This is a genomic window from Pseudomonas sp. JZ134 (assembly GCF_051027695.1).
In the GTDB taxonomy this organism is placed as follows: Bacteria; Pseudomonadota; Gammaproteobacteria; order Pseudomonadales; family Pseudomonadaceae; genus Chryseomonas; species Chryseomonas luteola.
On sequence record NZ_CP069250.1, the window covers coordinates 2,533,587 to 2,554,215 of the forward strand.

Annotated in this window: 20 protein-coding genes; 6 read left to right on the plus strand and 14 right to left on the minus strand. The window is 54.0% G+C overall.

Annotated elements, in window-relative coordinates; all coding sequences use genetic code 11:
- Positions 1–192: 192 nt before the first annotated feature.
- Complete coding sequence (gene bamE, locus JQR86_RS11785; RefSeq protein ID WP_289929081.1) at positions 193–726, plus strand: outer membrane protein assembly factor BamE domain-containing protein; 534 nt, start codon at positions 193–195, stop codon at positions 724–726.
- Positions 727–744: 18 nt separating this feature from the next.
- On the opposite strand, the gene pheA is transcribed toward bamE, so the two are convergent.
- The 4 genes from pheA to mtnA all read right to left on the minus strand — a co-directional run bounded on the left by pheA (position 745) and on the right by mtnA (position 6,940).
- Entirely contained in the window at positions 745–1,839 is a 1,095-nt protein-coding gene (gene pheA, locus JQR86_RS11790) for a prephenate dehydratase (RefSeq protein WP_010797857.1), read from the minus strand.
- 3 nt (positions 1,840–1,842) lie between these two features.
- Positions 1,843–2,928, minus strand: a complete 1,086-nt coding sequence (serC, locus tag JQR86_RS11795) for a 3-phosphoserine/phosphohydroxythreonine transaminase (protein ID WP_434153636.1) — start codon at positions 2,926–2,928, stop codon at positions 1,843–1,845.
- A complete protein-coding gene (gene gyrA, locus JQR86_RS11800; protein ID WP_125887859.1) occupies positions 2,928–5,747 on the minus strand; it encodes a DNA gyrase subunit A in 2,820 nt (939 codons plus the stop codon). The genes serC and gyrA overlap by 1 nt, the downstream gene beginning before the upstream one ends.
- 116 nt (positions 5,748–5,863) lie before the next feature.
- Complete coding sequence (mtnA, locus tag JQR86_RS11805; RefSeq protein WP_010797854.1) at positions 5,864–6,940, minus strand: S-methyl-5-thioribose-1-phosphate isomerase; 1,077 nt, start codon at positions 6,938–6,940, stop codon at positions 5,864–5,866.
- Between the two features lie 182 nt (positions 6,941–7,122).
- On the opposite strand from mtnA, the gene JQR86_RS11810 reads away from it, so the two are divergent.
- From JQR86_RS11810 to JQR86_RS11825, 4 genes are all read left to right on the plus strand, one after another.
- Positions 7,123–8,445, plus strand: coding sequence for a TRZ/ATZ family hydrolase (locus JQR86_RS11810; protein ID WP_434153637.1), 1,323 nt, complete (start codon positions 7,123–7,125; stop codon positions 8,443–8,445).
- A gap of 89 nt (positions 8,446–8,534) precedes the next feature.
- Entirely contained in the window at positions 8,535–9,233 is a 699-nt protein-coding gene (ubiG, locus tag JQR86_RS11815; RefSeq protein WP_010797852.1) for a bifunctional 2-polyprenyl-6-hydroxyphenol methylase/3-demethylubiquinol 3-O-methyltransferase UbiG, read from the plus strand.
- Positions 9,234–9,237: 4 nt separating this feature from the next.
- Entirely contained in the window at positions 9,238–9,909 is a 672-nt protein-coding gene (gene mupP, locus JQR86_RS11820) for an N-acetylmuramic acid 6-phosphate phosphatase MupP (RefSeq protein ID WP_407363144.1), read from the plus strand.
- 38 nt (positions 9,910–9,947) lie between these two features.
- Positions 9,948–10,691, plus strand: coding sequence for a YciK family oxidoreductase (locus JQR86_RS11825; RefSeq protein ID WP_407363143.1), 744 nt, complete (start codon positions 9,948–9,950; stop codon positions 10,689–10,691).
- A 57-nt stretch (positions 10,692–10,748) separates the two neighbouring features.
- Here the strand turns inward: JQR86_RS11825 and JQR86_RS11830 are convergent, their stop codons facing one another.
- The 3 genes from JQR86_RS11830 to selD all read right to left on the minus strand — a co-directional run bounded on the left by JQR86_RS11830 (position 10,749) and on the right by selD (position 13,220).
- Positions 10,749–11,030: a hypothetical protein gene (locus JQR86_RS11830; protein ID WP_010797849.1), complete on the minus strand. Its 282-nt coding sequence runs from the start codon at positions 11,028–11,030 to the stop codon at positions 10,749–10,751.
- Between the two features lie 64 nt (positions 11,031–11,094).
- Complete coding sequence (mnmH, locus tag JQR86_RS11835) at positions 11,095–12,186, minus strand: tRNA 2-selenouridine(34) synthase MnmH (RefSeq protein WP_312270947.1); 1,092 nt, start codon at positions 12,184–12,186, stop codon at positions 11,095–11,097.
- Positions 12,186–13,220 (minus strand): selenide, water dikinase SelD, encoded by a 1,035-nt coding sequence (gene selD / locus JQR86_RS11840; RefSeq protein WP_150347677.1) that lies wholly within the window; start codon positions 13,218–13,220, stop codon positions 12,186–12,188. The genes mnmH and selD overlap by 1 nt, the downstream gene beginning before the upstream one ends.
- Positions 13,221–13,760: 540 nt before the next feature.
- Here selD and JQR86_RS11845 point away from each other — a divergent pair.
- A complete protein-coding gene (locus JQR86_RS11845) occupies positions 13,761–14,966 on the plus strand; it encodes a CynX/NimT family MFS transporter (protein ID WP_125887855.1) in 1,206 nt (401 codons plus the stop codon).
- 44 nt (positions 14,967–15,010) lie between these two features.
- On the opposite strand, the gene JQR86_RS11850 is transcribed toward JQR86_RS11845, so the two are convergent.
- From JQR86_RS11850 to JQR86_RS11880, 7 genes are all read right to left on the minus strand, one after another.
- On the minus strand, positions 15,011–16,063 hold the full coding sequence (locus JQR86_RS11850; protein ID WP_037030858.1) for an AI-2E family transporter: 1,053 nt from the start codon (positions 16,061–16,063) through the stop codon (positions 15,011–15,013).
- A gap of 164 nt (positions 16,064–16,227) precedes the next feature.
- Entirely contained in the window at positions 16,228–17,028 is an 801-nt protein-coding gene (locus JQR86_RS11855) for a DUF4892 domain-containing protein (RefSeq protein ID WP_074827327.1), read from the minus strand.
- A 247-nt stretch (positions 17,029–17,275) separates the two neighbouring features.
- Positions 17,276–18,142, minus strand: coding sequence for an alpha/beta fold hydrolase (locus tag JQR86_RS11860; protein ID WP_010797843.1), 867 nt, complete (start codon positions 18,140–18,142; stop codon positions 17,276–17,278).
- Between the two features lie 159 nt (positions 18,143–18,301).
- The gene (locus JQR86_RS11865; RefSeq protein WP_125887852.1) at positions 18,302–18,739 is read right to left on the minus strand and encodes a hotdog fold thioesterase; all 438 of its coding nucleotides are present in this window, start codon (positions 18,737–18,739) and stop codon (positions 18,302–18,304) included.
- A gap of 96 nt (positions 18,740–18,835) precedes the next feature.
- Positions 18,836–19,291 carry a phosphohistidine phosphatase SixA gene (gene sixA / locus JQR86_RS11870; protein WP_074827331.1) on the minus strand — a complete coding sequence of 152 codons (456 nt, stop codon included), beginning with the start codon at positions 19,289–19,291 and terminating at the stop codon, positions 18,836–18,838.
- On the minus strand, positions 19,288–19,581 hold the full coding sequence (locus tag JQR86_RS11875) for a DUF4389 domain-containing protein (RefSeq protein WP_434153638.1): 294 nt from the start codon (positions 19,579–19,581) through the stop codon (positions 19,288–19,290). Before JQR86_RS11875 ends, sixA begins: the two co-directional genes overlap by 4 nt.
- An 8-nt stretch (positions 19,582–19,589) precedes the next feature.
- On the minus strand, positions 19,590–20,618 hold the full coding sequence (locus tag JQR86_RS11880; RefSeq protein ID WP_312507822.1) for an NAD(P)H-dependent glycerol-3-phosphate dehydrogenase: 1,029 nt from the start codon (positions 20,616–20,618) through the stop codon (positions 19,590–19,592).
- Positions 20,619–20,629: the final 11 nt, after the last annotated feature.

The window sequence follows — 20,629 nt, forward strand, 5'->3', positions numbered from 1 at the left end:
AAGGGTCCACGAGCCCCGGCGGGGCTGACAAGCGGAATCATAGCACTGCATGCGCTGCATCGGCGATGTAAAACAGTTAAAAACAATCATTTGGCAGCTAATGCTCATGCCTGACCGTTGATCTGCGGAGCCAATCACAGCGGCACGGCGCATCTCGCACTACGCTATGAACAGATGTCATGGAGGACAGCTATGTACCGTAATCCCGTTACACTTCTATGTTTGGCAACGTTGTTTTTTTCAAATACGGCTACTGCCACAACCGTCTTTCGGTGTGTAAGCGAAGACGGCCATATCAGCTTTTCCGCAAATGGTTGCCTTAAAGGCGATACGATCACCCACCAAACCGCTGATAACCCCAAGCCTGGCGGCAACGGACCCAAAACACCGATATTGACACAACCGTTATCCCCGCCTTCCCCCTCAAAGGATCAATTGCCTACCTACCATGAGCTAGCAGTTGTGGGAGCCAAGGAAGGAGCCTGTCCAAACGTGCTTTCAGGCTCGGAAAGAAGAACGGCGGTCATCCACAAAAAGGTTATAGCGGGCATGACGAAAGAGGATGTCGAAAGCGCCCTGGGAAAGCCAGACAGGATCATCGAGAACAATAATCGCGCCCGCTACTACTATGTAACGCAGCGCAAGAAGCATTCACGCGTCATTAGTTTTGATAATGCGGGATGCGTTACAGATACAGGAAGCAAATATAAAAAAGCCACACCCTAACGGTGTGGCTTTCGAGCGTTACAACACTGCTTTAGGATACGACCCTAAAACTTTCAAAGCGACCGTATCGCCATTGATTTTTTCCAGCACATCCTTGATGAGAGGATCATGCTGATGACCGATGAAGTCTATAAAGAAAACATAGGTCCACTTACCACTGCGGGATGGACGTGTTTCGATGCGCGTCAGGTCAATGTTGTTGGCATGAAACGGCATTAACAAATCATGCAAGGCGCCCGGCTTATTGCGAGTCGACACGATCACAGACGTCTTGTCATCGCCGCTAGGTGGGACCTCCTGATTTCCGATAATCAAAAACCGCGTGGAGTTATCTGGACGATCCTCGATTTTCTCATGCAGCTTTGACAAACCATACAGGGAAGCCGCCATATCCCCTGCTATCGCCGCACTATTCCATTCACTTTTAACCCGCTTCGCAGCCTCGGCATTGCTCGAAACTGCGATTCGTTCGATGTTAGGGAAATACGCGTCTAGCCATTTACGGCACTGAGCTAGGGATTGCGCGTGTGAGTAAACACGCGAAATGCTATCTGTCTTGGTCGTTTCACCCACAAGCAGATGATGGTGGATACGCAATTCCACCTCGCCGCAGATAACCAGATCATGCTCCAGGAAACTATCAAGCGTATGGTTGACGGCACCTTCAGTTGAGTTCTCAACAGGAACCACACCAAAATTTACGGCCCCAGCCGCCACCTCACGAAAGACTTCGTCGATAGCGGCCATTGGCCGTGTCTTTACTGCCATACCAAAATGCTTAAGCGTAGCCGCCTGCGAAAACGTACCTTCCGGCCCCAAATAGGCAACCTTCAATGGCTCTTCAAGCGCAAGGCACGAAGACATGATCTCTCGAAACAAACGAGCCATGTCCTCGTTACCCAACGGGCCCTGGTTACGCTCCATTACCCGCTTGAGCACCTGCGCTTCGCGCTCCGGTCGATAGAAAACCGGACTTTCACCCTCACCTAGCGACTGCATTTTCACGCGAGCCACATCCTGAGCGCAGCGGGCGCGCTCACTGATGAGTTCCTGAATCCGTTCATCCAAGCTATCGATACGAAGGCGCAGGGCCTTGAGCTCTTGTTCCGCCATGGTTTAACCGTGCTCCTTTTCAAACTCTGTCATATAGACGACCAGTGCTTGCACAGCCTCAAGACTGACAGCGTTGTAGATGGATGCTCGCATGCCACCTACCGAGCGATGCCCCTGAAGATATAGAAGGCCTCGCTCTTCTGCACCCGACAGGAAAGTCTTGTCCAGACGCTCATCTGCCAGGCGGAAAGGCACGTTCATCCAGGAACGATCATTTACCGCAATCGGATTCATGTACATTTCACTACTATCGATGAAGCCATACAGAAGCTCCTGCTTCTGACGGTTGATCCGCTCGATGGCAGGTAGTCCACCCTGATCTTTCAGCCACTGGAACACCAGGCCAGACAGATACCAGGAAAACGTGGCGGGCGTGTTGTACATCGAACCGTTGTCTGCTTCGACCTTGTAATCGAGGAGCTTAGGACAAGAGGAACGTGCCCGCCCCAGCAACTCCTCCTGAACGATCACCACTACAAGCCCACTGGGACCGATATTTTTTTGCGCGCCCGCATAAATCAACCCAAACCGTGACACGTCCAAAGGACGTGACAGCAGGTTCGAGGACGCATCAGCAACTAGAGGAACATCGTCTGTCTCAGGAATCCAGCTGTACTCAAGGCCGCCAATGGTTTCGTTCGGCGTGTAATGAACGTAGGCCGCGTCCTTGGAAAGCTGCCACTCATTCTGCCCAGGAATAGCCAGGTAATCGTATTTCTTGGCGCTGGCGGCAACATTCACTGCGCCATAGTTTTGCGCCTGCTCGATAGCCTTGCGTGACCAGATCCCTGTATCGATGTAATCAGCCTTTCCACCTTCAGGTAGTAGGTTCAGTGCAATCTGAGCGAACTGTAGACTTGCCCCACCCTGCAGGAAAAGCACTTTGTAATCAGTGGGGATTACAAGCAGATCCCGCAAGTCCTGCTCGGCTTTCGAGCTGATTGCAGTGAAGTCGTCGCCACGGTGACTCATCTCCATGACAGACAAGCCGCGCCCCTGCCAGTCGAGCAGATCGGCCTGAGCTTGTTTCAGTACCGCCTCCGGCAGCGCAGCCGGGCCAGCGCAGAAGTTATACGCTCGCTTGCTCATCACTCATCGTCCTCATTGGGCATGTCATCAGAGGGAACATCGTTGGCGCCCGGCAGGACATCCTCATCGCTTGGCTCTTCGCTAATGACAGGAAGCTCCTTTTCAAGCAACTCGTCATCAAGCTCGCCCTCATGCTCGATCAACTCGTCGTCAACTGAGGGCTCCTGCACACGCTCAAGGCCTACGAGCTTCTCGCCCTTGCCAAGCTTGATCAGTGTTACACCCTGCGTGTTGCGGCCTTGCAGGGAAACCTCATCAACCCGTGTACGCACCAGCGTACCCTGATCGGAAATCAACATGATTTCCTCACCTTCAAGGACTTGAATAGCGCCAATCAGCGGGCCATTACGCTCATTGGTTACCATGGCTATCACGCCCTGACCACCACGACCACGCTGCGGATACTCAGCAATAGCAGTACGCTTGCCATAACCATTCAGACTGGCTGTCAGTATCTGCGCCTGCTCTTCTGGAATCAGCATGGAAATCAGATGCTGCCCATCACCCAGACGCATACCGCGGACACCACGGGCTGTACGTCCCATTGTGCGGACATGACGCTCCTTGAAGCGAATGACCTTACCGTTGTCAGAGAACAGCATGACCTCCTGGGCGCCATCGGTAATGGCCGCTGCAATCAGGCTATCGCCCTCTTCCAGCTTCAGCGCAATCAGGCCATTGCTACGAGGACGACTGAACTGCACCAGCGGGGTTTTCTTGACCGTGCCGTAAGCAGTAGCCATGAAGATATAGGATCCGGTAGGCTCATCCTTGCCGCTATCTTCAACCCCTTCTGCGCCCTCATCGACCTCAACATCATCTTCAAGCACCACGTCTTCAACGACATCGTCCTGATCACCCAGGTCTTCATCCTCAGGTGCCTGTTGACGCACGGCCTCCAGATCTACTGGCAACATCGCAGTGATACGCTCGCCTTCAGCCAATGGCAGCAGATTTACAAGCGGACGACCACGTGCAGCACGAGAAGCCTCAGGAATTTCGTAGGTCTTTTTCCAGTACACCTTACCCAGGCTGGAGAACAACAGCAGTGTGGTATGGCTATTGGCGACGAGAAGATGCTCGATGTAATCGTCTTCCTTCACGCCCGAGGCAGAACGGCCGCGACCACCACGGCGCTGAGCCTGGTAGGCATGCAAGGGCTGGGACTTGGCGTAGCCGCCATGGGAAATGGTGACGACACGATCTTCTTCTGTGATCAGGTCAGCAATGGTCAGGTCGACTTGAGACGCGACGATTTCAGTACGACGTGCATCACCGAACTCTGCCTTGATCTTTTCAAGCTCCTCACGGATGACTTCCATGAGACGCTCAGGGCTGTTGAGTATTCGGATCAGCTCTGCAATCTGTTTCAGGATCTCCTGATATTCAGCCAGCAGCTTTTCATGCTCCAGGCCGGTCAGGCGATGCAGTCGCAAATCAAGGATGGCCTGCGCCTGTTCAGGAGATAGCCAGTATTTGCCGTCACGAAGACCATACTGCGGATCAAGGTTTTCCGGGCGGCAGGAATCCGCACCAGCGCGTTCTACCATCGCCTCGACAGCACTGGACTCCCAACCGGTCGCAATGAGCCGCTCTTTGGCTTCAGCTGGGGTTGGAGAGGACCTGATCAGTTCAATAACCGGATCGATATTGGACAGCGCAACCGCTTGGCCTTCGAGAATATGACCACGCTCACGCGCTTTACGCAGTTCATAAATGGTCCGACGGGTAACCACTTCGCGACGGTGACGGATGAATGCCTCAAGCATGTCCTTTAGGTTAAGGACCTTGGGCTGGCCGTCCACCAGCGCAACGATATTGATACCAAACACTGTTTGCAGCTGGGTTTGTGCATACAGATTGTTCAGCACAACCTCAGCCACTTCACCACGACGCAACTCGATCACGACACGCATGCCATCCTTGTCGGACTCATCACGCAGCTCGGTGATACCTTCGATCTTGCGTTCTTTCACCAGCTCGGCAATCTTTTCGATCAGACGAGCCTTGTTCAGCTGATAAGGCAGCTCGGTGATGACGATCTGCTGGCGAGTGCCTGACTTGTCGATATCTTCGACGTCAGCACGTGCACGTACGTAAATACGCCCCCGCCCTGTACGATAAGCCTCGATGATACCTGCCCGGCCATTGATAATGCCTGCAGTCGGGAAATCAGGCCCCGGGATATACTGCATCAGTTGGTCGACAGTCAGCTCACTGTTTTCGATCAGCGCCAGGCAGCCATCAATCACTTCGGTCAGGTTGTGAGGCGGAATGTTAGTAGCCATCCCCACCGCGATACCACTGGAGCCATTGACCAGAAGGTTCGGAACCTTTGTAGGCATGACTGCCGGGATCTTCAGGGACCCGTCGTAGTTGTCTACCCAGTCAACGGTTTCCTTATCCAGGTCCGCCAGGATTTCGTGGGTCAATTTGAACATGCGCACTTCGGTGTATCGCATAGCGGCTGCGGAGTCACCGTCAACCGAACCGAAGTTACCTTGACCATTCACCAGCATGTAGCGAAGGGAGAACGGCTGCGCCATACGTACAATCGTGTCGTATACCGCAGAGTCGCCGTGAGGGTGGTATTTACCGATTACGTCGCCCACGACACGGGCGGATTTCAGATAAGGCTTGTTCCAATCGTTACCCAGCTCGCTCATGGCATAAAGCACACGGCGATGCACAGGTTTCAAGCCGTCGCGCACATCCGGCAATGCGCGTCCGACGATTACGCTCATCGCATAATCGAGGTAAGACTGTCTGAGTTCGTCTTCAATATTGACCGGGAGGATTTCTTTGGCCAGTTCGCCCATGAGAAGCCTGGTTCCTTAGTTTCAACACCCTGCGGGAAAGCAGTAAATACTACCACAAACCAAGGGTTGCCTGCGGTTTCCCGCAGGCGATGTGTGAGTCGTGTTAAGCGGAAAAATCAGTGCAAGCGCTTGCGGTTCATAAGTGCAGCCATTTTCTCTGCAGTGGGCCGCTCCACGACGCCTCGCTCCGTGACAATCGCATCAATCAGATCAGCAGGCGTTACATCGAAAACAGGATTTACAGTATCGACTTCTGCCGCAATCCGAACACCGCCTATTTCAAGCAGTTCGCGTCCCTCACGCTGCTCGATGGGGATATCCTCACCGGATGTCAGATTCATGTCGATGGTCGAGCTGGGCGCCACAACCATAAAGCGCACCCCATGGTGCATTGCATTGACGGCCAGCTGATAGGTCCCGATCTTGTTGGCAACGTCACCGTTGGCTGTGATTCGGTCAGCCCCTACGATGACCCAGGAGATATTGCCGGTTTTCATCAGATGGGCCGCTGCCGCATCGGCATTCAAAGTGACAGGAATGCCTTCGCCAGCCAACTCCCAGGCAGTAAGGCGGGCACCTTGTAGCCACGGGCGCGTCTCATCGGCAAATACCTTGTCCACAAGTCCTTCCAGGTGAGCCGCACGAATAACCCCCAGGGCGGTTCCAAACCCTCCGGTCGCCAACGCACCGGTATTGCAATGGGTCAGAAGCGTCTGAACGCCATCGCCATGCTTGCGAATCAACTCGACCCCGAGCTGCGCCATGGTCAGATTGGCTTCGCGATCGCTCTCATGGATGGCAACGGCCTCCGCTTCAAGGGCCGCTAGTGCCTCCTCGCCCGGCTTGAGTCGCTTCAGGCGCTCTCGCATACGATTAAGCGCCCAGAACAAGTTGACCGCTGTAGGACGGGACTCTGCGAGCATCTGCATATCCTCATCCAGCGTTTGCAACCAGTCTTCCCCTGCCTGCTGGCGCGCTCGAGCGCCTAGCACAACGCCGTAGGCTGCACTAATACCGATTGCCGGTGCTCCTCGCACGACCATCTGCCTGATTGCCTCGGCCACACCACTGGCCGAGTCATACGTGAGCCAGACTTCCTGCATGGGTAATAAACGCTGATCTAGCAAATGCAGTACGCCCTCTTTCCACTCGATAGCCTTGACCTTCTCTGCGGCCAGAAGTCGCTCGCGCATGATCACCCTCATCGCCTGAAACAAAAAAGTCGATTATACAGGGGTGATACAAGCCGCTGTGACAGGACATCGCGAATACATGGGTTTATAAACGCTTTTATCGATAATGTGGCTCGACTGAGTCCCGCCATTGGGCTGACGCCAGTTATACTTTCATTTATTTACCTTCAGGAAGCCCTTCCATGCCTGGTGTCGTGCCCCTTGACCTGCTTCTTTTTCCCACCTGGATCGTTCCGGTGGAACCGGCCGGGGTGGTACTGACTGACTACGCTATCGGCATCAAGGATGGGCAAATCGCCGTATTGGCACCCCGCTCTGATCTGCGACGCTATCAGGCAGCCGAGTCAGTCGAACTTCCCGGCATGCTACTGAGTCCGGGCCTCATCAATATGCACGGCCATGCTGCGATGACACTGTTTCGTGGCCTTGCGGATGACCTTCCGCTCATGACTTGGCTACAGGAACATATCTGGCCCGCTGAAGCCAAATGGGTAAGCGAGGATTTCGTCCGCGACGGCACCCGATTGGCCATCGCAGAGCAAATCAAAGGCGGCATAACCTGCTTTTCGGATATGTACTTTTTTCCGCAGGTAGCGTGTGAGGCCATCCACGAGTCAGGTATGCGGGCGCAAGTCACCCTGCCGATCATGAACTTTCCTGTACCAGGGGCAAGGACTGCAGATGAGGCGATACGCCGGGGACTTGAGCTTTTTGATGACCTGAAGCTACATGAGCGCATCAAGGTCGCTTTTGGGCCTCACGCCCCCTACACCGTCAGCGATGACAAGCTGGCCAATGTCCTGATGTTGGCCGATCAACTTGACGCATGCATCCACATGCATGTGCATGAAACGGCTGGCGAGGTGCAGGAGGCAATCGAAAAGACAGGGGAACGTCCGCTTGCTCGCCTGCGCAGGCTAGGACTTTTAGGTCCCCGCTTCCAGTCTGTCCACATGACCCAGATCGACGAGGAAGACTTGGAAAATCTGGTTGAGACCAACACTCATGTAATCCACTGCCCTGAGTCCAATCTCAAGCTAGCCAGCGGTTTCTGCCCGGTAGAAACGCTTTGGCAGGCAGGCGTGAACGTCGCGATAGGTACGGACGGGGCAGCCAGCAACAATGACCTGGATCTGTTGGGCGAAACCCGTACCGCCGCTCTCCTGGCCAAGGCCGTAGCCGGTTCCGCAACAGCACTGGATGCACACAGAGCCTTGCGTATGGCCACACTCAATGGGGCACGTGCCCTAGGCCTTGAGCGCTGCCTGGGCTCCCTTGAGGCGGGTAAGGCAGCTGACATGGTCGCTTTCGATATGAGCGGATTGGCTCAGCAACCCATTTATGACCCAGTGTCTCAACTGATTTATGCCAGCAACCGTGATTGTGTGAAGCATGTCTGGGTGGGTGGTCGCCCCCTGTTAAAGGACGGCAAGCTGACTCGCTTGGATGAACAAGAACTTATCGAGAACGCTCGCACCTGGGGCCAAAAGATAGCCACTCGCTAACGACTGGCTGCGCCAGTGGTGCGTTCATCTAGCAAATGCCAAATCACAAGCGCATTTGCATAACGAATTTAGAGAATGGAGTGTAAGGAATGTCCAACGTCGATAATGCCGAGATTGCCAAATTCGAAGCCCTGGCCTCGCGGTGGTGGGACAGAGAGAGTGAATTCAAGCCGCTTCATGATATCAATCCGCTGCGCGTCAATTGGATTGACCAACACGCCAACCTCGCCGGCAAAAAAGTACTCGACGTAGGCTGCGGCGGCGGCATCCTGAGCGAAGCCATGGCAGTACGGGGCGCGGACGTCACAGGAATCGACATGGGCGAAGCGCCGCTTTCAGTTGCACAGCTTCACCAACTGGAATCAGGTGTGCCCGTTAGCTACCGCCGCATTACCGCTGAGGAGCTGGCAGCTGAAACGCCCGGCGCTTACGATGTCGTCACATGCATGGAAATGCTTGAGCATGTCCCAGATCCGGCATCTGTGATTCAAGCATGCCGGACACTAGTCAAACCTGGCGGCCATGTCTTTTTCTCTACGATTAACCGCAACCCCAAATCCTATCTATTTGCCATTGTGGGCGCCGAATATGTCTTGCGTCTGCTGCCGCGCGGCACTCATGACTTCCGCAAGTTTATTCGTCCATCCGAATTAGGCGCTTGGTGCCGAAACGCCGGCCTACACGTACGCGATGTCATCGGTATGACTTACAACCCGATTACCAAGGTCTACAAGCTGGGCAATGATGTCGACGTAAACTACATGCTGCGCACCATCCGCGAGGAGTAATAGGATGCGAATAAAAGCAGTACTGTTCGATATGGACGGCACATTGCTCGACACGGCACCTGACTTTATCGCCGTGATCCAGTCCATGCGCACTGATCGAGGCTTGCCAGCCGTCGATGAGAAAACTGTCCGGGACGTCGTATCGGGTGGCGCACGAGCCATGGTAGCCAGCGCGTTCGAAGTAGATCCCTTGAGCGATGAGTTTGACCCACTACGATTGGACTTTCTTGACCGCTATCAGGATCACTGCGCCATCCACTCTCACCTATTCGAGGGCATGGAAGAATTGTTGGCGGACTTGGAGCGGGCTCGTCTGACTTGGGGCGTAGTCACCAACAAGCCCGTCCGTTATGCAGAGCCCATCATGCAGGCACTTGGCCTTGCTAAACGTTCAGCCGTTCTGGTCTGCCCTGACCATGTCACCCACAGCAAACCTGATCCAGAGCCCGTGTTGTTAGCGTGTAAACAAATCAATATCGAGCCGCAAGCCGTCATTTTTGTCGGTGACGATCGTCGAGATATCGAATCGGGGCGCGCAGCGGGCACCAAAACAGCGGCCGTGCGATATGGCTATATCCATCCAGAGGACAATCCTGCTCACTGGGGCGCCGATCTGGTAGTAGATCACCCGCTTGAGCTGCGTGACGCCTTGGACCGCGCCATTTGCGGCTGTTAAAACAGTAGGGCCGCTCAAGCGAGCGGCTGGGAGTCAAGATGTTTGAATACAAGGCCCGCCCTGACCTTCTCAAAAATCGAATCATCCTTGTAACAGGTGCCGGACGAGGCATTGGCCGGGCAGCGGCAAAAACCTATGCTGCCCATGGCGCAACCATCCTGCTCTTGGGTAAGACAGAAGAGAACCTCAACGAGGTCTACGATGAAATCGAGACTGCTGGCTATCCACAAGCGGTAGTCGTTCCTTTTGACCTTGAAGCCGCACGGCCTGAGCAGTTCGAAGAGCTGGCTGCCATGGTAGAGACGGAGTTTGGTCGACTTGATGGTCTTTTGCACAATGCAGGCATTCTAGGTCCTCGCGCCTCCGTTGAGCAGACCAGCGGAGAAGCCTTCATGCAGGTTATGCAAGTCAACGTCAACGCAGTCTTCATGCTAACGCGTGCGCTACTGCCACTGCTCAGACAATCGAACGATGCCTCGATCATTTTCACCTCCAGCAGTGTGGGGCGAAAAGGACGTGCCTATTGGGGAGCATACGCCGTTTCTAAATTTGCCAACGAAGGCCTTATGCAGGTGGTTGCCGATGAAATGGATGGCACTGCGGCCGTACGGGCCAACAGTATCAATCCCGGCGGAACCCGAACCGACATGCGCGCCCTCGCTTACCCTGCTGAAAACCCTGCACGCAACCCAACACCCGAGGAGATCATGCCCGTCTACCTCTATTTGATGGGACCAGACAGCGCACACGTCAATGGGCAAGCGTTCAACGCTCAAGGCTAGATAGAGGAAAGGGAAGCAAGAAAGGATGAACATGTGAGATGTTCATCCTTGGATCAATCAACGACCAGCGCGTGATTCGCGAATATAGAAGCGCGCCTTCTGGGCATTTTGAACGCAGCCGTTATAGGCTTCTACCTGCTGCTGAGTCTTGGCGGTTGAAATCAAGCCCAGCGCCTTGGAATAGCTGACCGTACCTGCAAACCCTTCGGTTTTGGCTATATCCAGTTCTTTCCATGCAGCGTTCACCTCTGCCGCACAACTGTCTCGGTTGACCGTTTTGGCTGCACATCCAGCAAGTACCAGCGCCGCGACAGGCATCATTGCAAGCCAGCGATTCATGATTTGACTCCTTCAATGGATAAGTAAATCCGGCGCATTAAAGACCTCGTTTTAACTAGCCTGTTCAACGGTTTGCCTTGAGATAACTCACGACCGACTGCTGATCTCCAGCAAAGAGGATGCGCCCCGACTTATTCTCGCGTTGATAGGCATACATAGGGTCGTAATATTCACTTAGCAACGCTCGAATCCATTCACGATGCTGCCCTACATCGCCACTGACCTTCTGCACCGCGAGTGCTTCATTCATGATCTCCGCTAGGCGTTGATAGCGCTCGCCGCCCAGTCTTTTGGCAATATTGGAAAGACTCTTACAAAGCTGTTCAGCAAACAAATCGAATCCGCTGTCGCCATGCTCACGATTGAACTCGGCTGCCAGATCAATCACGTAGTCCTTTAGTATTCGCTCAACACGCCCCTCCAGGGTGTCTTCCAGCCATACCATGGGAAAATGCTGCATGGCCTGGTGCAACTCAAAAGGCAAGGAGCACCGCCCAATCAACCGAGACTCATCTTCCAGCACAAAACGATCCTGCCCCTTTGCACGACGCCTCAACAGGTCAATGGCCAAACTGTTTTCAAAATCGATTTGTGATGGCTGTACGGTGGCGCGCTTACCAAAACTTGAGCCGCGATGATTGGCATGCCCTTCCAGATCAACACTATCGTCGAGCTGAGCGATGACTTCTGTTTTGCCAGTTCCAGTCATACCGCCAACCAATACGAAGCGGCATTCCTCAACAGACTGAAGCAGTGTTTCCATGAGAAACGTACGCATGGCCTTATAGCCGCCGGCTACACGTGGATAGGCAATACCTGCCTCACTAAGCAGCCATTGCTGAGTGATTTGCGACCGCAGGCCACCCCTGAAGCAGTACAGATAGCCCTCCGGATTGGCCTCGGCAAACTCGGCCCACGCCTGTACCCGCGCTTCCTTCAACTTGCCGGAAACCAGAGAGTGTCCAAGCTCCAGAGCAGCCTGCTGCCCCTTCAGCTTGTAACAGGTACCCACCTTTTGCCGCTCGATGTCATTCATCAACGGCCGGTTGGTTGCGCCCGGAAAAGCGCCCTTGGAAAACTCGACGGGTGCGCGCACATCCATTAGCGGCACACCAGAAAGAAAGAGGGAGCGGTAGTCCCGAGCGTCATCGCGCATCAATACACCTCAACCGCATGCCGCTGTCGATCAACCATTTCGCCAATAGGCTGAAGTGACAGGCCTAGCTCTCGAGCGACCGACATGAATGCTGACTCGCCCTGCGGCTCGACCGCGATCAACAGCCCGCCACTGGTCTGGGGATCGCACAAAAGCAATTTCTGCTGCTCGGATAGCGATGCAATACGGTCACCGTAGCTATCGAAGTTGCGTAAGGTGCCACCAGGCACACACCCCCACTCCAGATACTGCTCAACCATAGGCAAACGTGGAACTGCGTTATATTCGACCCGGGCAGTCAAGCCGCTGCCGTCAGCCATTTCCACCAGATGTCCCAGTAGCCCGAAGCCCGTTACATCTGTCATTGCGGTGACGGCAGCCAACTTGCCAAAGCGACTACCCGGCTTGTTCAGTTGACACATCCAATCGCGTGCGACACCCATGTCTTCCACACGCAATTTTGATTTTTTTTCAGCGGTAGTCAGAATGCCGATGCCCAGAGGCTTGGTGAGGAACAACTTGCAGCCTAACGAAGCCGTGTCGTTTCGCTTCATGTTTCGCTTTTCGACGACACCTGTTACTGCCAGACCAAAAATAGGTTCAGGCGCATCGATAGAGTGTCCACCAGCCAACGGGATGCCCGCCTCGTCACAAACCTTGCGGCCACCTGCCACCACTTCCCGTGCAACCTCAGGCGGAAGCACATTGACAGGCCAGCCCAAAATTGCAATTGCCATCAAAGGATCACCACCCATGGCGTAGATATCGCTAATGGCGTTGGTCGCCGCGATACGTCCGAAATCAAAGGGATCATCCACAATGGGCATGAAGAAGTCAGTTGTGGAAACCACACCTCGCTCAGCATCAAGGGCATATACCGCTGCATCATCCCTCGAGGCATTTCCTACCCAAAGGTTCGGGTCCAGATGCTGGGCACCACTGCCGGCCAGAATGATTTCCAATACCTTAGGCGAAATCTTGCAACCACAGCCGGCTCCATGGCTGTATTGGGTAAGGCGAATCGGCTCGGACATAAGTACTCCGCTGAAGGCTAAGAATTTCATACGCGCGAGGCGCGCTTATAGATCAGTATTCTAACAAAGCCTGGATAAGGTTAGGCTTGCTTGGTAAGTGAACCAGACTAAATAGCCAGAATACGCCTGCTATACGCGTGATTCGAGGCTCGTATGGAGCCACAGATTGAACTTGCCAGCTATTTACAAGGACAAAATGTCGCGAAAAAACATTGTATAAACGCCTAAAAGTACCTGGCATGAACGTTTTTAATCCACAAAAGCTGTGGATAAGTTCGTGGAAAAGATGGTGGAAATTACCGCAACGCCAGTAGCCACGCCATCTTTAACTAAACTGTCGTTTTTTTAGGCAATCCATAAATTCTGTGCCTTTTCAGTCATTTATAATTTTAGAGTATAGCTTTACTACGCATTACAACCCCTTGACATTACGCCCAATAGCGTTTTAGTCGGGTGTGTATATCTCGCCATCCCAACTACAAAAATGTCCTGCCGATTGTTTGAGGTAGGATAAGCATGTTTATACATTTGGATTACTTAATGTCTGCCCCATCAACCCACACCTCATCTGTACCCGCACGTGCGTGGTTACTCCTGCTGGGACTCTTTCTTGTCGCACTCAACTTAAGGCCCGCCTTATCAAGTCTTTCCCCTCTGCTTCGTCAGATCGAGGCCTCGACCGGGTTGTCCAGCTCGGCAGCCGGGCTACTGACTACAGCACCCGTCCTGTGCCTGGGACTTTTTGCGCCATTGGCGCCTCGCCTCTCCCGATGGCTGGGCAGCGAAAGAACCGTGCTGGTGATACTGCTTACACTGGCAGGCGGTATTGTCTTACGTAGTCTGTTACCCCCTGCCGGCCTGTTTATAGGCAGTCTTGTTGCAGGTGCCAGCATTGGAGTCATCGGCGTTCTATTACCCGGCATTATCAAGCGGGACTTTCCGGAGCAGGCAGGCATGCTCATGGGCGCCTATACCATGGCGCTATGCCTGGGTGCCGCCCTCGCCGCCGGTGCAACAGCCCCACTGGAGCATCTGTTCAACGACCGCTGGCAACCGGCCTTGGCTTTCTGGGCAACACCAGCGATCTTGGCAGCAATCGTCTGGTTGCCGCAAACCCGCGCCAATCATCATGCGAACAGCCAGAAATGGCAGGTGGTAGGCTTATGGCAGGATAAGCTGGCTTGGCAGGTCACCCTTTATATGGGGCTTCAATCGTCGCTCGCCTATATTGTTTTTGGATGGCTACCCTCCATCCTAATTGATCGAGGTCTCAGCGCTGTAGAGGCAGGACTCATGCTGTCCATTTCAGTCCTACTTCAATTACTGACCGCGCTTATCACGCCCTGGCTGGCTACCCGAGGCAAGGACCAGCGCCTGGCCATCATCCTGGTGCTGAGCATGACGCTAACCGGCCTTCTTGGCTGCCTGTACGGTTCCCTCGGCAGTCTATGGTTCTGGGCTTGCATTCTAGGCCTGGGCCAAGGCGGAACCTTCAGTATAGCCCTGGCCTTGATCGTACTTCGTTCGCCTGATGCGCATATTGCAGCTCGCCTGTCAGGAATGTCCCAAGGCGTAGGCTATACATTGGCAGCCATGGGTCCCCTGCTGGTAGGCGTGATCCATGACATGAGCAGCGGCTGGAGCAGTGTGGGCATCCTGTTTATTGGAATCGCCATTTCAGCCGCGTTATTTGGCCTGCTTGCAGGACGCAACCTGCATGTAAACGCCAAGAGCCTTCCGCTATAACGTGCTTGAGTGGGTAAAACGTCTTGTTTGCCCCACTCGTTTGGTTATGGCTTTGGGACCTGATCTGTAGCGCCTGCCATCCAGTCACGAATCAGATTGTAGGCAACGGCCAAAAGAATAGGCCCCAGAAACAATCCCATAAAACCAAACGCCAGCAGGCCGCCAAAGACACCAAGCAATACGACTACCAATGGCAGGTCCCCTCCCCGACTAATCAAATACGGCTTGAGAATATTATCTACACCGCTAATGACAAAGAGCCCCCAAAGTCCCATGAATATGGCGTATCCATATTCCTGCTGGAGCACCAGCCAGATCGTTGAAGGTATCCAGACCAGCGGAGGCCCTACAGGGATCAAGCTCAATGCAAAGGTCAACAGCGCCAATCCTAACGCGCCGGGCACCCCAGCGATCATTAGGCCTATCATCGCCAAGACACCTTGAGCCGCCGCCGTTCCTAGAATTCCATTAACGACTCGATGCACTGTGCCGCCGACCAGTTGCATATAATGGCCGGCTTGAGCACCAATCAGCCTGACGAGCAGCTTCTCAACCAAGGTAGCCAGCCGAGGTCCGTCACGGTAGAAGAAAAACACCAGGACAAGACTTAGCGCCAGCTCTAAAAAGCCGCCACCTACGCGCGCACTTCGCGCCAGAAGCCAATTCCCCATCTGCCCCAGATAGGGCTTCAAGCTGTCAAAATAGGCAGTACCTCGCGCATCCAGGGTTTGCCATAGACTGGCCAGCCGGTCGCCAACAAGAGGCAACCGCACTACCCACTCTGGCACAGGCGGCAAACCGCCCACTTGAATGCTGCGAACTAACTCAATCGTTCCACGCACATGATCAGCAAGTCCGATACCGACCCATACAAGCGGCAATGCCACCAACAATATCCAACCGATCGTAAGAATCGCAGCGGCCACCGTATTACGGCCGTTCAGCCTGCGGGTCAAGCCCCGCATCAGAGGCCAACTGGCGTAAGCCAGTACCGCAGCCCAAAATAGGGCCGACATGAATGGCAGCAACACCCATAGACAGGCACCAAGGAGTGACAGGAGAAGTATGCGGACGAGCAGGCGATCGTGCTCATACATGGGCGGAGGTAATTGGGGAGACTGACCAGCAGGAAGCCGCATATAAATTCCTAAGATGACAATCGAATCACTGTCCTGCTTAAGCGGCTCCATCCGCCGGACAGGCAAGCGATAGTGTCAGAGCTTAACGCCCCGGCAGATACCTGTCGTTACCGCTAGATGGATTATGGCTGCAGATAGAGCCCAGGCTCACGATTCGGATCAGCTTCAAGCCGGGCCGCTCGTATACGCCTGGCCAGCAACGCTTTTTCCCACTTGCCCGCTTGCGGCCCACCGATGATCACTCGGGTACCTGTGTCCAGATTAAGGCACTGCCCTACCAGGTCCAGCCAGATATCGTCTGGTGGATCGGCTAACGCAGGAAGATGTAACTCACCATCTTGCCGCAATTGACGAAGCAATGTTGCAGGACTTGCTACCAGCTTGCCCAAAGGTATGGAAGCCTCGAGCTGCTCCACATGCAGATAACCCCTTCGATTACCCCGAGTGATCGCGTAAAGCGCCAGCAATGTATCGTCTTGTGGTGGAGCGAGACGCAACAGGAGATACGACTGCTGCTCGTCCGGCCCATACAACTGCGATTTTCCAAAAATAGCATTGGCAAATACATTACTGGAGCCACAATCGCGTCCCTTACACCACGATAACGGTATCGCAGATTGCTTCTGCAATGTACTTCTAGCCTCATTGAGTGCCGCAATAGGGTCATGGCCACGGGGCAACTCATAGGTCAGCGTGACGAGCTTACCCTCTGCTTGGACGTCTCCCTCCAGGCGCAACTTGCCTCCTATACGACTTACAGCGCCCTGTGGGTACATTTTTTCGACAGACCCAGCCTCACGATAATCAATAATTTCGGCATGAGCAGGTCGCGCCAGCACTGGAAGATCGACACTGCCTGGCATATCTGCCGCAACAGCAGCACACGTCATGAACCCCAGACCAAGCGCAAAAAAAAGTCGCATATATATTAGTGAATCACCCTGAATTAATTTAAAGACCCATAAATAATAGCGGGGACATGTTTACCTGGAGTGGCGTGTTATACCGGCACGCGCCTTTTCCTGCCTGAGGACTGACAGGCGAATCTGACAGAGCGAATACACGTTCAAAACCGCCCAAACGCTGCATCCTTTAGAGGCATGGCTCCCTGTGACTTGATCGCTATTGATCCTTTATGCATAACAAGCCTTATCAATACCCGTATTCGAGTCAAGCTGCAGAGAAAAAGCGATTGAAACAATCTGCTACCGCCCTTGCGCCAACCTCGTTATCCAGATGCAAGTGATGCCCCCCAGCCAAACGGGTAACTTCATAGCAAGCAAGCTCCTGTAGAAGTCCATCGATACCGGGAATGTTGACGAGCAGCCCCTTGTCAGCCACAACGAGACTCGCGGGGCACTGCACTTTTTTAATGAACGCCAAGGCCTGCTCATGCGTCAGCCTTAATGTGGCCGGCAAGGTTAAACGAGCATCGGAGCGCCAGGTATACCCTCCTGGAATAGGCATCAACCCTCGCTCTGCCAGTAGCTCTGCAGCCTCCATACTGACCGATCCCACACCTTTGAGTCTGGCTTGAGCGGCCTGCTGAACAGTCTCATAAACCGGCTTGCGCTTATTGGGCAAATTAAGCTGAGCACGCAAGGCATTGCCTAGTTTTTCAGGCGCCTCATCCGGCTCTGTCGTGTACGGTAGCAGCCCGTCGATCAACGCCAGACGCTCGACACGTTCCGGCAATGCTGCTGCGAAAAGCACCGAAATAATGGCCCCGAGTGAGTGACCCAGTAACGAGAAGCGCTCCCACCCTAGCTGCTCTGCTGCCATCAAGACGTCCTGCACGTAGTCTTGCAGCAGGTAGCCAACACCGGCCGGGCGATGAGCGGATAAACCATGCCCCGGCAGGTCGACTGCAACAATGCGCAACCCCTCCAGATAAGGGGCCAATCGCGAGAACGTCATGGCATTATCTAACCAGCCATGCAAAGCCAGCACTGGCCGCCCGTCTTCAGGGCCGAATAAACGAGCCGCAAGCTCAAGGTGGGGTAAGTTAAGGCGCAACTCCTGTACATGGGCAGTCATGTCTAGTTCTCATAATTGATTTTCAGATCAGACAATAAAGCAAGCAGAAGGGCTTCGCAGAGCAATGGCGCTCATGCTCGACGAACCAGTAAATGCTCTAGATATAAAGAGGCGCAAGACCAACACCTAATAACCGAAAGGGCTGGTCCAGGCGCGGCATCAGGACGAAATGCGGTCTTTGGGGATGACAGCTACCGTTAAACGCGAAATACAGGTTGCACGCCCCGCTTCATCTGACAATCGGATATCCCATACATGAGTACTTCGACCCAGATGGACAGGCTTTGCCACAGCGGTCACCCGTCCACGTCTAACAGCGCGCAAATGATTGGCATTGACCTCAAGCCCCACGCAGGTGTACTGGCTCCTGTCGATACAGAGCAGACTGGCAATGGAGCCGACGGTTTCTGCCAAGACAACAGAAGCCCCTCCATGAAGCAACCCAAACGGCTGGTGGGTACGCTCATCTACCGCCATGCTTGCAGTGAGCGAATCTTCATCATAAGCCTCAAAATGAATATCCACGCGCTGGCAAATAGTGTTTTGCAAACTCTCATCCAGCGCAGCGAGGTCCGGCTCGGTGAACCAGATACTCATACCAAGTACTCCGCATAGACCCGTAAAGACACACCTGATGCATCAATTAACATAACGACCTCTTTTTTGTTAGAAATTATGGAATCGTCGAATCAGTCAAGGATGGAAAAGCTCAACCAGCTCCATAGCACCTGCAATGCGCATTTCTCCTTCAAGCGTAGCCAGTGAGCCTGTAGCCATACTCAGTGGCTGCTGTAGGTTTCCATGAACCAGAAGACCAGCCAGGTAGCTGACAAAGGGATTATGGGTAGTTAACAGGATATTACTGCCGGAAAGATCATCCAGAAGATCAATAGCCTTGATCACGTCATCATCAGGCGTTATCCAGGGCAGAGTGACAATGGACTCTTTGTGCCCTAGAACACCCCTGACCAGCTCGGCTGTCTGCTGGGCTCGGACGTATGGACTGGCATAAATCACATCGATTCTTTGCCCTAATAGCCGCTCTGCACTGCGCCTGACCTCAGTACGCCCTCTATCCGTCAACGGCCTGAACTCATCGCCCTCTGAACGCGGCTCCGCCTCACCATGCCTTAGCAACCAGAGCGTCATGGCTGTTTCTCTTGCATAGAGGAAGCGGTATCGGGCCAGTCAGCAAGAGGCCATGGCTTTTCTTCTGTAGCAAAGGTTCCGAAACGAACAATTTGCGCCAGATAGCAGGACAAACTCGAACCAAATTCACTTAAGGCGTCACTTGGTGTGCCTTTGACGAGGCGATAACACAGCTGAGCAATTACCACGCCTGCAAAAAGGTACTGCGACATTAACCATACAAGCAGGAAAATCACCATCCAGATAAGACGCAACGCGAGGCTTTCGCGCTCATGAGTGTCTGCTGACATATTCTCTCCTAAGTTTCGGAGCCTATCGGCAAATAGAAATCGACATCGGTTTTCGGCTCTCCACGCATCAACGCAGCAATAACCTGATCCAGCGTGCGGGACTCGAACAGTACCGCATACAGGCCTTGCACCAGCGGCATATAGACGCCGAGTTCATCGGCTTTTTCCTTGAGAACACGCAAGGTGTTGACCCCTTCCGCCGTCTCCCCCATTCGAGCAACTGCCGCCTCAAGCGTAAGGCCCTCACCCAATGCATGCCCTACCTGATAGTTGCGGCTCTTGGGCGAAGAACAAGTGACGATAAGATCACCTACCCCGGCCAAACCCATGAATGTAATGGGATTGGCACCCTGCTGTACGGCAAAGCGAGTCATCTCGGCGAGCGCGCGGGTAATCAGCATGCTGCGGGTGTTTTCACCCATATTCAGCGCAGCTGCCAGCCCCGCCATGATGGCATATACGTTCTTCAAGGCTCCGGCCAGCTCTACTCCCAGCCGGTCACGGCTGGCATAGACCCTGAAGGTACGCCCATGGAGAACAGCCTGCACCTGCTGGCAGAGCGCATCATCTTCACTGGCAATAACGGTAGCCGTCAGTGCGTGCTCTGCAATCTCTCGCGCCAGGTTAGGTCCTGAAATCACACCAATTCTGGCTTTCGGTGCGATCTCCTCAAGGATCTGGCTCATCAGCTTGAAGGTATGCGCTTCAATTCCTTTGGTGAGGCTGACCAACGCCTTACCCGCCAGGCGATCGGCTACCGGGGCAAGCACATTACGTAACGCACTGGAGGGCAGCGCGACAAAGACAATGTCACACCCTGCCAGAGAGGCATCAAGATCACATCCCGGCTCGACAGATTGATGAACCTTTATGCCCTTTAGATACCGCGGATTCTCACGAACTTGACGAATAGCTTCAGCCTGCTCAGGATCGCGCATCCAGAGCTTTACAGGATGACCATTCTCCGCCAGCAGATTGGCTAGGGCAGTTCCAAAACTGCCTCCGCCCAAGACTGCTATGGGTTGCTTTACACTCATCGGGTTATCCA

Coding starts and splice junctions, on each gene's coding strand:
- bamE (WP_289929081.1), top strand. CDS start 193: ATGTACCGTAATCCCGTTACACTTCTATGTTTGGCAACGTTGTTTTTT.
- pheA (WP_010797857.1), bottom strand. CDS start 1,839: ATGGCGGAACAAGAGCTCAAGGCCCTGCGCCTTCGTATCGATAGCTTG.
- serC (WP_434153636.1), bottom strand. CDS start 2,928: ATGAGCAAGCGAGCGTATAACTTCTGCGCTGGCCCGGCTGCGCTGCCG.
- gyrA (WP_125887859.1), bottom strand. CDS start 5,747: ATGGGCGAACTGGCCAAAGAAATCCTCCCGGTCAATATTGAAGACGAA.
- mtnA (WP_010797854.1), bottom strand. CDS start 6,940: ATGCGCGAGCGACTTCTGGCCGCAGAGAAGGTCAAGGCTATCGAGTGG.
- JQR86_RS11810 (WP_434153637.1), top strand. CDS start 7,123: ATGCCTGGTGTCGTGCCCCTTGACCTGCTTCTTTTTCCCACCTGGATC.
- ubiG (WP_010797852.1), top strand. CDS start 8,535: ATGTCCAACGTCGATAATGCCGAGATTGCCAAATTCGAAGCCCTGGCC.
- mupP (WP_407363144.1), top strand. CDS start 9,238: ATGCGAATAAAAGCAGTACTGTTCGATATGGACGGCACATTGCTCGAC.
- JQR86_RS11825 (WP_407363143.1), top strand. CDS start 9,948: ATGTTTGAATACAAGGCCCGCCCTGACCTTCTCAAAAATCGAATCATC.
- JQR86_RS11830 (WP_010797849.1), bottom strand. CDS start 11,030: ATGAATCGCTGGCTTGCAATGATGCCTGTCGCGGCGCTGGTACTTGCT.
- mnmH (WP_312270947.1), bottom strand. CDS start 12,186: ATGCGCGATGACGCTCGGGACTACCGCTCCCTCTTTCTTTCTGGTGTG.
- selD (WP_150347677.1), bottom strand. CDS start 13,220: ATGTCCGAGCCGATTCGCCTTACCCAATACAGCCATGGAGCCGGCTGT.
- JQR86_RS11845 (WP_125887855.1), top strand. CDS start 13,761: ATGTCTGCCCCATCAACCCACACCTCATCTGTACCCGCACGTGCGTGG.
- JQR86_RS11850 (WP_037030858.1), bottom strand. CDS start 16,063: ATGTATGAGCACGATCGCCTGCTCGTCCGCATACTTCTCCTGTCACTC.
- JQR86_RS11855 (WP_074827327.1), bottom strand. CDS start 17,028: ATGCGACTTTTTTTTGCGCTTGGTCTGGGGTTCATGACGTGTGCTGCT.
- JQR86_RS11860 (WP_010797843.1), bottom strand. CDS start 18,142: ATGACTGCCCATGTACAGGAGTTGCGCCTTAACTTACCCCACCTTGAG.
- JQR86_RS11865 (WP_125887852.1), bottom strand. CDS start 18,739: ATGAGTATCTGGTTCACCGAGCCGGACCTCGCTGCGCTGGATGAGAGT.
- sixA (WP_074827331.1), bottom strand. CDS start 19,291: ATGACGCTCTGGTTGCTAAGGCATGGTGAGGCGGAGCCGCGTTCAGAG.
- JQR86_RS11875 (WP_434153638.1), bottom strand. CDS start 19,581: ATGTCAGCAGACACTCATGAGCGCGAAAGCCTCGCGTTGCGTCTTATC.
- JQR86_RS11880 (WP_312507822.1), bottom strand. CDS start 20,618: ATGAGTGTAAAGCAACCCATAGCAGTCTTGGGCGGAGGCAGTTTTGGA.